Origin of the sequence: Kribbella sp. NBC_01510 (assembly GCF_045040325.1) — a bacterium.
GTDB lineage: Bacteria > Actinomycetota > Actinomycetes > Propionibacteriales > Kribbellaceae > Kribbella.
This window is the reverse complement of the sequence record NZ_CP109418.1, coordinates 4718709-4731057: the sequence shown is the minus strand read 5'-3', so window position 1 is coordinate 4731057 and position 12349 is coordinate 4718709. Positions and strand designations below refer to the sequence as shown.

The 12349-nt window shown below is 64.9% G+C and carries 10 protein-coding genes and 2 pseudogenes; 5 read left to right on the top strand and 7 right to left on the bottom strand.

Translation table 11 applies throughout. The annotated features are described in order from the left end of the window. The first annotated feature begins 112 nt into the window (after positions 1-112). From OG558_RS23810 to OG558_RS23800, 3 genes are read left to right on the top strand one after another with little or no spacing between them, the layout of a single operon-like run. The gene (locus OG558_RS23810) at positions 113-298 is read left to right on the top strand and encodes a hypothetical protein (RefSeq protein ID WP_405064956.1); all 186 of its coding nucleotides are present in this window, start codon (positions 113-115) and stop codon (positions 296-298) included. Further along, positions 295-1503 (top strand): hypothetical protein, encoded by a 1209-nt coding sequence (locus tag OG558_RS23805; protein ID WP_405064955.1) that lies wholly within the window; start codon positions 295-297, stop codon positions 1501-1503. Before OG558_RS23810 ends, OG558_RS23805 begins: the two co-directional genes overlap by 4 nt. Before the next feature lie 49 nt (positions 1504-1552). Continuing rightward, positions 1553-3598 carry a glycoside hydrolase family 5 protein gene (locus OG558_RS23800; protein WP_405064954.1) on the top strand — a complete coding sequence of 682 codons (2046 nt, stop codon included), beginning with the start codon at positions 1553-1555 and terminating at the stop codon, positions 3596-3598. A 494-nt stretch (positions 3599-4092) separates the two neighbouring features. Here the strand turns inward: OG558_RS23800 and OG558_RS23795 are convergent, their stop codons facing one another. The 7 genes and pseudogenes from OG558_RS23795 to OG558_RS23765 form a co-directional block, all read right to left on the bottom strand. Then, complete coding sequence (locus OG558_RS23795; protein WP_405064953.1) at positions 4093-4617, bottom strand: hypothetical protein; 525 nt, start codon at positions 4615-4617, stop codon at positions 4093-4095. Between the two features lie 19 nt (positions 4618-4636). Beyond that, positions 4637-5329: a hypothetical protein gene (locus tag OG558_RS23790; RefSeq protein WP_405064952.1), complete on the bottom strand. Its 693-nt coding sequence runs from the start codon at positions 5327-5329 to the stop codon at positions 4637-4639. Next, positions 5320-6756 (bottom strand): hypothetical protein, encoded by a 1437-nt coding sequence (locus OG558_RS23785; RefSeq protein WP_405064950.1) that lies wholly within the window; start codon positions 6754-6756, stop codon positions 5320-5322. Before OG558_RS23785 ends, OG558_RS23790 begins: the two co-directional genes overlap by 10 nt. 18 nt (positions 6757-6774) lie before the next feature. Then, positions 6775-8472: a M4 family metallopeptidase gene (locus OG558_RS23780; RefSeq protein ID WP_405064949.1), complete on the bottom strand. Its 1698-nt coding sequence runs from the start codon at positions 8470-8472 to the stop codon at positions 6775-6777. A 24-nt stretch (positions 8473-8496) separates the two neighbouring features. Further along, the gene (locus OG558_RS23775; protein ID WP_405064948.1) at positions 8497-9189 is read right to left on the bottom strand and encodes a hypothetical protein; all 693 of its coding nucleotides are present in this window, start codon (positions 9187-9189) and stop codon (positions 8497-8499) included. 239 nt (positions 9190-9428) lie between these two features. Then, a pseudogene (locus tag OG558_RS23770) lies at positions 9429-9867 on the bottom strand (transposase); the annotation flags it as partial. After that, positions 9866-10199: pseudogene (locus tag OG558_RS23765) on the bottom strand (transposase); the annotation flags it as partial. The pseudogenes OG558_RS23765 and OG558_RS23770, both read right to left, overlap by 2 nt. Between OG558_RS23765 and OG558_RS23760 the strand changes: the two are divergent. Next, positions 10141-10275 carry a hypothetical protein gene (locus tag OG558_RS23760; protein ID WP_405072300.1) on the top strand — a complete coding sequence of 45 codons (135 nt, stop codon included), beginning with the start codon at positions 10141-10143 and terminating at the stop codon, positions 10273-10275. The pseudogene OG558_RS23765 and the gene OG558_RS23760 overlap by 59 nt on opposite strands. Before the next feature lie 533 nt (positions 10276-10808). Then, positions 10809-12242, top strand: coding sequence for a group II intron reverse transcriptase/maturase (gene ltrA / locus OG558_RS23755; protein ID WP_405064947.1), 1434 nt, complete (start codon positions 10809-10811; stop codon positions 12240-12242). Positions 12243-12349: the final 107 nt, after the last annotated feature.

Here is a 12349-nt window from a genome sequence, read left to right as displayed (position 1 = left end):
AGACTGGCGAATCCGACCGGGGTACGACACCCAGTTCAACCTGGACTCCGACCGGGCGTACGCATATCTGACCTGGGACTGGATCCGTGGGGAGGAGATCGGCAGCACCGACATGGGATTCCAGTACCGCAAGCCCGTCGTGCCTCCGCAGGGCGACCGCGGGCCGGTCTCGCCTCCGCCGACCGGCATCAGGCACTGGGACGGTGGGATGACTCCGATGCAGCTGCAGTACGTCGACCCGCCCGATCCGCCGATCATCATCGGCCGACCTGCCGAGACGGACGGAGAGCCCGGATGAGCAAGCACAAGCGTTGCGACTGCGGCCACCACGAGCACCATCACGACCGCGATCACTGCTGCTGCGACCACCACGACTGCCGGCAGTGCCACCCGGACCACAGCAAACCTGACCGCCCCAACCACGGCGACCACGGTCACGGTCACGGTCACGGCGGCAAGGACGGCACCGACATCGGCTGGAAGAACCCGAACCGGCCAGGCAGGCATTGCGGTACGTCGACCGGTCAGGTGCCGGGCGGCTACCTCGAGCCCGGGAACTTCGATGACAAGCCACCCAACCAGTGGCCGGGTCAGCGCGGAGATCTCTACCTGCCGTTCCTGTTCATGCGAGCAAACCCTGGCGATCTCGGCGCTCGTCCTGTAGTCGGGCCGTTCTGGGAGAGCCCGGACATCCTGCTGCTGGCCGGCGTCGACCCCGGACAGGCTCCCCCGGTGCCGCCCCAGCTGGGGCAGACCGCCCTGGCGGGTCAACCGAACACCCTGTACGCCCACGTGTGGAATTTCGGAATCAGTCAGGCGCCGTGCGTCGTGGTGGAGTTCTACTGGTGCGATCCAACGCTCGGGATTGGACCGGGAAGTGCCCATCTGATCGGCCAGACGACCGTCGCGCTGGGTGCCCGCGGCAGCGCCCGATCTCATGCGGTGGTGCGGTGCCCGGACGCCTGGGTGCCGACCTTCGTCAACGGCGGACACGAGTGCCTGGTAGTCCGAGTATGGGACGAGACCTCGGACGGGATCGGCACGCCGGAATGGGATTCCGCACTCAACCGACATGTTGCCCAGCGCAACATTCACGTCATCGCCGCAGGACAGCAGAATCGGGCCTTACCGGGAACTCTGATCCTGCCCGCCCCACTGACACTCGAGGTCGGACCACTGTACGGCGAGCCGGCCAACGTATCCGTCCAACGCGCGGCACCCCACGAGATGGCGTGGTTGCAGCTCCGTACAGGCGTCAGAGGGCAGTTCCCGGGCCAGGCCGCGCCGACCGGCGTGGCATTACTCGGCGCTCCGCGGCCAATCGGAACCGGCACAGGCCTCGACGGCGGAGCAACCCAGCATCAAGTGACCGACGAGCACCAGCAGGTCGCCTTTCACACCACCGACGATCCACCCGCCCCCGGCGAAGCACACGTCTACCGCGTAACAGCCAGCCAGCAGGGCCAAGTCTTCGGCGGCTACACAATCGTCATGCTCGGATAACGGTCCCGCCGAGCAAACTCCTCCGCAACGGCGACATGGAGGGCATCGGATGAAGTTCCCGGCAAACCACTTTCTCGGCGCGCAACGCAACGGCGTGAACCATGTGTCCATGAACGTGGGCACATTCGGCCCCAATGGGCCGGTCCGTGGGACGAACTACCCCGTCTACTCTGACGCCCTTCTGGACTGGTACCAGACCAAGGGGATGGGTTCGGTTCGTCTCATGTTCAGTTGGGAGGCCGTGCAGTCAACGCTCGGCGGTCCGGTACCCGCACCCGGGGCAAATTACGCCGTGTACTGGGCTGACCTCATCGATGTGCTGATCCGGCTTCTCGCGCGCGGATTGATGGTTACGCTCGCTCCCTGGCAGTACAACAGCATTTCCGGCGACACCGACATCGTCTATGCCAACGCGCCGATCAGCCCCCCGAGCTTCGCTGACTTCTGGCGCAGCTTCGCTGCAGCGGTCAACACGGTGACCGGAAACGACCAGCGTGTGGCGTTCGACCTCATCAACGAGCCACACACACACGAGGAATCCGGCAACAAGCCCGGGGACCTGGGAATCAGCCTGCCCCAATGGTTCTTGTGCGCTCAAGCGGCCATTACCGAAATCCGGAAACCTGCTCCTATCTATACCAACACGATCTTCGTGCCCGGTGTGGGGTATGCCGCCGCGAGCAAGTTCGTCGACAATGGCAGCGCTGCCGGATGGCTCGCTCTGACGGATCCCACGGCCAACCTCGCCGTCACCGTCCACTGCTACTCCGGCCTTGGCTCGTCCAAACCGACTGCGCTTCGCGACGCGTGCGCGGGGGTGGTCGGTTGGGCGAGAACCTACGGCGTCAAGGTCCAGATTGGCGAGATCGCGCTCGATGCCGGCCCTAACGGGACCGCTACATACGGCAGCACGTTCGCGACCGCACAGGCACAGTGGGCCGATTGGCAGCAATTCTGTCTCCAGAACGACGACGTCCTCATCGGCTGGAACTGGTGGGGGAACTCGGCGCCAGGATGGTGGAACCAGGGCGACTCATACGATCCCGCTGGTTACCACTGGGGCCTTACCCTGAATGACGGCGCCACTCAGACCGTCTACGCCGACCTCATCGATGCAAGTTTCGTCACGCCTCGTCTGGCCGTTCTCGACAACTCGGCCGATTCCGGAATGGGACCCAACGCCACCACGCCGGTTGGCTGGGAGAGTCCCGACATCTGGGTACGGCAGACCGCGGACGGGGGGCTCGTTGGTGAGCCGATTCTGGGCGGACGCCCTTGTGTGGTCTACGTCAGAATCCACAACCGCGGGAACGCCCCTTACCCGATCTCCGGGACCGATGTCCTCCAGCTGTACTGGGCCAAGGCGAACGCCGGGCTGTCCTGGCCCAATCCCTGGAGCGGCTCGAACCCCTCCCAGGGCGACATAGTAGCGCCAGCGCAACACATTGGCGCGACGGGCTCCGCGCAAGCCACCGTCCTTTCGTTCAATTGGGTCAACACCCCCAATCCCGCGGGCTACCCGGGCAACGACGGACACTTCTGCCTTCTGGCTGTGGTGACGAAGGCAGATGCCTCCCCATTCGACGGCTTCAAGGATTCCGACCTCAACCAGAACGTCCTGGACCTGAGCCACGTGGCGTGGCGCAACATCCACATCATTCCCGTCGCGATGCGGTTGCTCGGGGAGCTCGTCGTCGCCAATCACACCACCCACGCCATGAACACGCAGGTCACGTTCGAGCTGCTCGACGCTCGCGGGCGCCCCGCTGGTGAGGGGGCCGAGCAGTTCATCCTTCTGCCCCACGACGCTGCACTCGCACGGATCCGAGACCTCGACGACCCGAACGGCAACATTGAGGACCTGGGCGAAGGAGCCTATCGCCTGCTGGATCCTACGGCCGGCATCGACGGCCTCGCGTTGCGCTCCGGTGAGCACCTTCGATTCGGCCTGGAGTGGGCACCGGACGACGGCGCACCAGGGCACGCTGTTCGAGCCACGCAGTACGCGCTCGAAGCCGGCGAACGCATTCCGATCGGCGGACAAACATTCGTCATCGGACAAGTAGACGGTTGGTCAAGCGGCACAGCGGAATAAGGCGGGGGGCGACCGCGGCTCGAGTGACCCGCAATGCCCCTCCGGGTGCCCAAAAAGCGCTGCTCGCGCCACAGGGTCCCAAGCAGAGCGCCGTGAGGGCTGCCTGGATGGCCGGCTGCCTGCAGGGTCTCGGCATAGCGCAGGTGGACATCGCCGGGAGGCGCGGTCTCGTCGTCGAGCAGCGATCGACTCCGAGGCCTGCGCCTCGTCACCGCTGGCGGCGTCGAGCGTGCGTAGTCGCACAGGGCACGAGGTCCGTCGCAGCTCGCCCGATGGCTTGGTCGAGATCGCCGAATGTGCGACATTCGAGTTCCGGCCCGCCCTGCCTGTCCTCGAAGTGCGAAGCGGTTCCCGAGGGTGAAGGCGCTGTACTCCGCTGTCGGGGCGATCAGGCCTGGATGGCGTCTGGAACACGCGTTTGACTGCTGCGCTGAGAGTCATACATGGTCGGCGCACCGGCGGCGGATCCGACGTCTTGAACTGAGGGCACGGTGTCAGCCCGTCAGTGTCGTTTTGTCCGCGTGTCCCGCTGCCCAGGCTGCGATCGAGCCTAGTACCACGGCGCCGCCGATAGCGATCATCGTCCTGACCAGAGGGGATGGATTCCAACCGAGTGCGTCGAAAGCAGAGGTAGGCTGGATCATCGTCCAAAGTACGAAAGCTGTCGACGCGACCAGCGCCCGAATGAACTCAAGAACTCCGAGTCGCTTGGCGCCGACAAGACACAACAGACCCGCGATGGCCATCATGAACCAGAAGACCCAAGCCATTTCCGTCGGCTTGGTGATGACTGTCGATGTGCTCGCTCCCTCCGCTGTCGTCGTGGTCCCCAAAGTCATTGCCAGGGTGTGGATCGCCAGGGCCTCGGCCGGCACCAACGCCACGAGAACGTCAGTCCAGTGCCCGACCGGGTCTTTGGTCCCACCCGGCTCCGCAACCCTCGCGTCGAAGCTGAGAGGTGCGCCCGGTGCGGCTGACAGTCGCCGGCTCGAAAGATTGCCGTACAAGTAGGAACTCATGGTGCGGTGCCTTTGCTCATCAGAGCCTCCTGAATACACCGGTGAGGCCGGCAATCAGCATCGCGGCCAGCGCCCAGCCCGCAAGTGTGTAACCGGCCGTCCACCAGGCGATGTCGGGGAGTGCCGTGAAGCGGGTGCGTTCTCCTAGGCTGGCTCCGGGGATCAGTAAATCTGCCGTGTAGAGGGCGCTGTTGAAGCCCTTGCTCGGCACGATTTTGCCGTGGTCGGAGGCTCGGTCGAACCACCACCACCCGAAGAGGAACAAGGCACCGATCGGGCCGAGGATCAGCCATGGGCGGTATCCGTACCCTACGGTGATCAGCAGCAGGGTGCTCCAGAAGACGCGAATGGGACGAACTACCCAGTCCGACCAGAGCGACCTGACCGACTGGCGTCCGCTACTGCTGAGCTTGTCACTCCGTGCGAGACGACGTCGCCATTGCCCCGCAATCTGAACTTTGCGGGCCTTGCCTGCATTGCCTTCTCCCCGGTACACCCTCGCCAGTTGCTCGTAGGGCTGCGGTATGAAGCCTTCGGAGTCCCGGACGATCCAGTCGAGCCGATCCTTCACACTGATCCGGGGGTCAGCCTCGATTGCCCGGTAGGTGAGTCCGTGCAGATGCAAGGCTCTCGCCGCCGGCCAGGTGGTGGCGGAGTCGTACCAGCCACCGGTCCGAGCGAAGCGAAGGTCCAAGTCGCCGATCAGCCGCACTGGGCGCATGATGACGTCTTTCCCGATCTCCGCTTGCACCAGATCGCTCGCCGTCCCCCCTGCCTGGCCGATGAAGGTGCCGCCGGAGCAGTCCAGGTCCCCGCTGATCTGCGCGTGCACCAGGTTGACTTCGCCGCTCGCAGCGAACTCCCGGAACAGAACATGTCCCCACCGATGACGACCCTGCGGGCGTTGAGGGCGCCATGCTGTACATCGGAGAGTTTCGCGCCGGCGCAGTTCAGGTCACCGCCGATCTCGGTACCGATGAGTTGCAGTGCGCCTCGAGCGGTCGAGCCGTTACTGCGGGCCTTGGACGTGCTGCCGGCGCTGCTGTCGAGGTTCGCCAAGCTGGCGGCGCAGAGGTTCAAGTTGCCACTGATACGTGCGCCGGTCAGCTCTACGGTGCCGACCGCCTCAAAGCCGTCCTGGCAGGACATGGAACCCTCGACGGCCAGGCCCGCGGCGCCCAGCGCAGTCCCATCCGGATTCGTGAACTTCGCCTCGTTGCACTTGAGGCTGCAGCCGATGTGTGCGCCAGTCAGCTCAACCATGCCAGCGGCTTCGAACCCGTTGCTGCAGGACATCGGGCCGTCCACCGAGAGATCCGTGGCGTAGATCGCCTTTCCGCGCGGATTCGTGAAACTGCCACCACTGCAATTCAGACCGCCACCAATGTGCGCGATCGGCAGGCGGACCGTACCCCGTGCGGCGAAACCCGTCATACAGAACATGTCCCCGTCGACGACCAGGCTGTCAGCCGTCAACGCGTCTCCGCCCCAGTGCGTGAAAGTCGCACCATCACAGACGAGCTGGCCACTGATGTGAGCGTCGAGCAGGAGCACTTCGCCCATGAACGTTGCCCACTCGGCCCACATGCTCTCCTTGACGACTATGCTGCCGCAGTCCAGCGACAGCCCCTGCGGGTTGCTGAAATGGCCGCCGTCGCAGTCTAGGGTTCCGCCGACGGTCGCACCGTGCAGATTGACAACGTCGGTCGCGGTGAAGCCATCACATAGGCTCAGGTCGCCGCGGGTATTCAGGCCGCTGGCCTCGACGCGTGGTACGAAACAGCCGGTCAGACTGATTGTCACGGCTTCGACATCGGTGAGCTCGATCGATTGCTCGATGAAGCAGTCCTCAAAGTGCAAGGGCCGGCCAAGTGTCGCCCCGACCAGGTCGATTGACCCCGTGATCCGAGCCCCTGCAAGCCAGAGGGGACGATGTGTCCAGCCCTTTGCGCCGGGCCTGACCGACAGCAACTCCACGAGGACTGAGGTGTCTACTGTCCGTTTCGCGAGCCAGTTCTGACCGATCGAGGCTTTCACACGTTCCCCTGGCGTATCGCGAAGGTCCACCTGATCCCCGCGGGCCAGCCGCTTGCGATGCTGCGACGCCGCCAGGTTGAGCCTGTGCTCCTCTCGCCCCATCACCAAGACCACCCGGGTTCAGGCGATGCCGACTGCGGCGAAGGCCGCGTCTACCGCGGCGATCTTGCGATCGCGCTCGTCCGGCGGCAGCTGACGGAATAGGCTTCGTGCGCTGGAGACCGTGAAGCGGCGGCTGTCGGCGAACTGGGAGGTGCGCGACAGGCGCTGCGTCAACGCGATGTAGAACACCGCGGCCACTTCGTCCGGGCCGAGCACCAGGTCGCCGGCGCCGTCTACCGCCGTGAACATGTTGAAGGCCGCCTTGTTGTGGATCCCGGAGTTGACGTGTACGCCGCCCCAGTCGCCTCTTCGGGTGTAGGGCAGGTCCTTGAAATCCCTCATGTGATCGGGCTGCCCGAAGCGTGGCGGATCCGACAGATCACGGAACGGCTTGTTCCCATCCAGAAGGTTCTCGCCCAGTTCCCAGTCCCACTTCCGCGGATCAGCCTTGCCGAGGTTGGAGACGTACACGCCGTAGATGTCGGAGATCGACTCGTTCATCGCCCCTGACTGGAAGGCATACTCCAGTCGGGCGGTGTGCTCGGTGATGCCGTGAAACATCTCGTGGGCGACCACGTCGACGTTGGCCGACAGCGACCGAAGCCCGTCGGTGCGCAGCACCTGGCCGTACACCATCTGCTCGCCGTTCCAGAACGCGTTCTCCCACTGTTCGGGACCCGGGCTGTCTTCTTGAACGACACAGTTGATCGTCGACCTCATGGTCCCGCCGCTACCGTCGATGTTGTCCCGTCGCAGCACCATGCGAAGGAAGTCCGAAACCGCAATCGCGTTCACATGAGCGCTCACGCCAGCCGGTGTCCAGGCCGGCGGGTCGCTGATCATGCGGCCGGGCAACGTGTCGACCGTCGGATCCTGGAACGTGAAGTCGTAGGTTTCGACCTTGTGATCGGGGTCGATCATCACCAGTAGGTCGGCTTGAGGCGACACGAGGAATGTCTGCTCGACGCCGAAGGTGTCGACTGCCGTCTGCTCCACTGGCGCCATGCTCGGCGTCCTCGGCAGGATCGTGACGACCTCGCCGTCCTGTGCGTCCACCACATAGTCGACGAAGTGCGGCGGATCGAGTGTGGTGTCACGGTCTTCCGACGCCTCAGCATGCCGATCCAGCCGGATCGGCACGTCCTCGAGGATGTAGACGAGCCTCCAGCGGGCGATCTTGATGTCGTAGAAGTAATTCAGTCGCGGGACAACGCTGGTGAGCGTGGGCTGATAGCCGTCCTGCGCACTCGCGGCCGCGTCCAACGCAGCCGCTGGCGACACGCTCGCAACTGGGTTGATGCCTCGTGGCTCGCCGAGTGCGGCGTCGATGCCGATCAGTCTGTTCGTGTCGTCGACCTCGACCGTCACGAGTGAACCGTAGATCGGGATGTCGTCCAACACTTGCCGGAACTTCACGGTACGGGTTCCCGTGAGCGGCACGGTCTCCGTGCCAATCGTCCTGAACTGACGACCGCCACCGCTCCCTGATGGCGCCGTGAACGCCGGAACCGAATCGCTGGCAACGGCCTGGTCCAGGAATCGGCGCGCCGCGGTTTCTGGATCGACCTCGCCCGCTGTGTCGGCACCCTCCGGTCGCAGGCCAGGACGCACTGCCTGTTCTTGTTCGAGTTCTTCGATCACACCGGACGACGACTCATCCGAGCTGTGCAACGAGAAAGAATTCAGTCCATTACTGTTACCGACCACGGTTGGCATTCCGGATCTTCCTTCCGATCGAACTCACGGATGTACGGCGAAATCGACTGCGACCAGATGCAGCGCATGCAGCGGATGCGGTGACACCCGGAAGCCGACGGACGCGGCTATACCTCGTTCTTTGGCGTCCTCACCGACGAACACGCAACGAGTCGCCGGCAACGCCGCACGCTCGCGGGCGCGCTCAAATAAAGCGGCCTGGGATTTGTCGATACCCTCGATCGAACTGAACAGGCACAGCTCGGCATCGACGAGAGGCAGGAGCCCCGCGGCACGCAGCACCTTGTTCATCGTCGCCGCGGATTCGTCACCGGTGTCCGAAATGAGTCCGACCGAGGCTGGGGGCGCGACGTCTCCAGACCGCAGTCTGACCAAAACCTCCGGCACGAACGGGTACGTGTCGAGACGAGACAGGTGCGTCCCTTCCACCACCGCGCTCGCCAAGGTGTCCCCGACATCGAAGAAAACCGCCAGTCCCTGGCTCATCAGCCCTCCCCCGACCTGCCACAAATGAAGGCGGCACCGGCTCCAAGATCGGACGAGGTCGTGCTGTGATACCTCGAGCGCCGACAGACCGCCTCCCCTGCGGCCGACGACGATTCCCCCTGGCTCCGCCGAGCCGAATGATGCCCCGCGACGCAAAGCGTCGATATCAGCGTCCCACTCGCCCTGAAAACACGCAAGGCTGTGCGCCAAAGCAGACAATCGCTTGATCACCGGAGCAATCGTTCATCTGACTGAGCAAAGTCAACTTTGTCAGAACCGAGACAGCCTTGCTATCCACCCCTAGCATCGCGTTGGAGGATGGTGCGTCGGAGGGGCGAATGCACAGTGACGAGAATGGCAAGGAGGCCCGAGGCGGGCCACGACGGTCCGCTTTGCCAGGCGCTCCGCGCCAACGTACCGGGTTCGCGCACATCGGAAGGTGGAACAAGCGGTCAGCGATAACCGGCTCTTCACGATCGAGGGTGTAGTTGCGGCCTGAAGCCGCCGGTCTCGAGCAGGGATCTGGCGATGTAGTTGGTCAGGTTGCGGAACCCGAGTGCGGAGCCGCGGAGGTGTTCGAGGCGGCCGTTGATGGCCTCAGTCGGTCCGTTGGATGTGCCGGGACGGTCGAATAGGCCAGCACGTCAGCGGCGCGCTTGTTCAGGGTCCGGCCCAGCGTGACAACCTCGACGAGCGCAGCGGGTACGCCGTGGTTGACTGAGTTGATGAGCTGCTGCATCAGCTTCCGGCCGTGGCTGCGGTCGGGTTCGCGGTATGCCCGGCGATCATCTGCTGGTAGATCCCCCAGGTCGCTTCGATCTCGACGTGCTCGTCGGTCGCGAACAGGTCGGTGAGTCGCCGCGGCAGCTTGTCGGTGAGGAGATCGGCGCCGGTGTGCAGCGTCCGGCGACGAGCTGGTGGGGGTGAAGTGCAGGTGGAACCGGGGGTGGCGGATCAGCCACTCCTTCACCTTGGGGGTCTTGTGGGTGGCGTAGTTGTCCAGCACCAGGTGCAGTTCCAGGTCGTTCGGCACCGCGGCGATCAGCTTCAGGAAGCGCAGGAACTCCTGCTGACGATGCCGGCGGTAGTGCTGGGCGATCACCGAACCGCTGCCGAGGTCGAAGGCCGCGAAACAGGCTGGTCGTGCCGTGCCGGACGTAGTCGTGGGTCATCCGCGCCGGCGTGGTCGGCATCACCGGCAGGATCGGCGCGGTCCGGTCGATCGCCTGCATCTGGCTCTTCGTGCGCCACGAGGCGCTGCATGACCGGATGGAGGTGGAAGGACTCCATCGCTGGTCTGTCGCAGCGGGCCGGTGAAGCTGAGGGCAGCCTGGTCCGGGATACGCCGGGGAGGGTGGGAGCAGCCCTGACAACGACAGGACGGGTCGGTACTGCCAGACGGCCTGGGTCTGCCTAGCGAGACGGGAAGGTGTACGTGAGAAACCAGCGTCTAAAGCCTCTTAAGAGATACACCGGCTCCAACCTGGCGGATGTGGGCCGGAGTGCGGTGCACGCCCGACGCTGCTTTCGGGGCGGTCGGGCGACTCCTGAGCCGGGTGAAGTCGCCGGCAGGGAGGCCACGAGGAAGGTCTGCGGCGTACTCGTGGCGATGCCGCAGGGGCAAAGCTGGGCACCGACCCCGTCGACCGGTGTGTGGTGAACGTGGGAAGCGTCCCGGGCTGGACCCGTGTCTCGACCGGCCAGGTCGGGTACGGGCAGGTTCGTCGTCGGCCGATCGGGCCGGGGCGTGGCGGAGCCGTCGTAGTAGTCCGAGGCCGGGAAAGCCGGTCACATGGCGAAGGGCGGCAGCGAGTTGGCAGCGCAGGGACTGGGATGGCGGGAGATCGCCGGTGAATACTGGCGTGCTGTGGCCCGAGGCCGAATGGGCCGAGACGCAGGTACTGCGGATCCAGACCAAGCTGCACCAGTGGGCGACCGATGATCCCGGTCGCCGGTTCGATGATCTGTTCAACCTTGTCTGTGACCCGGCCGTCCTCGTTGTGGCGTGGGCCCGGGTCCGGGCCAACCGAGGGAAGCGGTCGGCGGGGGTGGACGGTGTCCGGCCGGATGCCGTGTTCTCCGCCGAGGAGGGGTTTCTGCCGAGGCTGCGGGCCGATCTCAAGGCCCGGCAGTTCGCCCCGTTGCCCGTGCGGGAGCGGATGATCCCCAAGCCTGGCAGCAATAAACGCCGCAGGCTTGGCATCCCGACTGCTCGGGACCGCACCGTGCAGGCGGCCCTCAAGCTGGTGCTCGAGCCGATCTTCGAGGCGGACTTCAAGCCATGCTCGTATGGCTTCCGTCCGAGGCGCCGAGCCCATGACGCGATCGCCGAGATTCACCAGTTCGCGTCCCGCTCCTATGAGTGGGTGCTCGAAGGTGACATCGAGGCGTGCTTCGACATGATCGACCACCCGGCCCTGATGGACCGGGTGCGGCATCGTGTCGGAGACAAACGCGTTCTGGCCTTGGTGAAGGCGTTCCTCAAGGCGGGCATCCTCGGTGAGGACGGCCAGTTGCGGAACACGACCACCGGTACGCCCCAAGGCGGAATCCTTTCTCCGCTGCTCGCCAACATCGCCTTGTCAGTCCTGGACGAGCACTTCGACCAGGCCTGGCAGACGATCAGCGGCACTACCTACCAACGGACCAAGCGACGCCGAAGCGGGCTCGCCAACTACCGGATCGTCCGCTATGCAGACGACTTCGTGGTGTTGGTCGCCGGAACCGAGGCGCACGCACAGGCCCTACGGGAGGAGGTAGCGGCGGTCTTGTCCCCGATCGGTTTGCGCCTGTCGGAGGTCAAGACGAAGGTCTGCCCCATCGACGAGGGCTTCGACTTCCTAGGATTCCGCATCCAGCGGAAACGGAAACGAGGCACCAACAAGCGCGTGGTTTACACCTACCCGTCGAAGAAGGCACTCGCCTCCATCGTCGGCCGGGTCCGCGCGCTGACCCGCAGATCGTCACATCCGACGCTTGCGGCCCTGCTACGCCAACTGAATCCGGTGTTGCGGGGCTGGTGCGCCTACTTCCGCTACGGCGTGTCGAAAGCGACCTTCGGCTACCTCGACCAGTACGCCTGGCACCGGGTGGTCCGCTGGATCCGCAAACGGCACAACCGCACGAAGTGGGTCGTTCTCATGCGCCGCTACCTTCCCCGGTGGCGACCGACCGAGGACGAAGTGGTGCTGTTTCAGCCCCAGCAGGTGACGGTCAGCCGTTACCGCTACCGGGCCAACAACATCCCCGCACCCTGGGCGAGCACACCGAGATCAGCAACATAGTCCAACCCGGACTCGTGGAGAGCCGGATGCGTGGAGACACGCACGTCCGGTTCGGCGGGCGGGCTGGGGAAACGTAACGCCTGCAAAGGCGTCAACGCGCCCCAGCC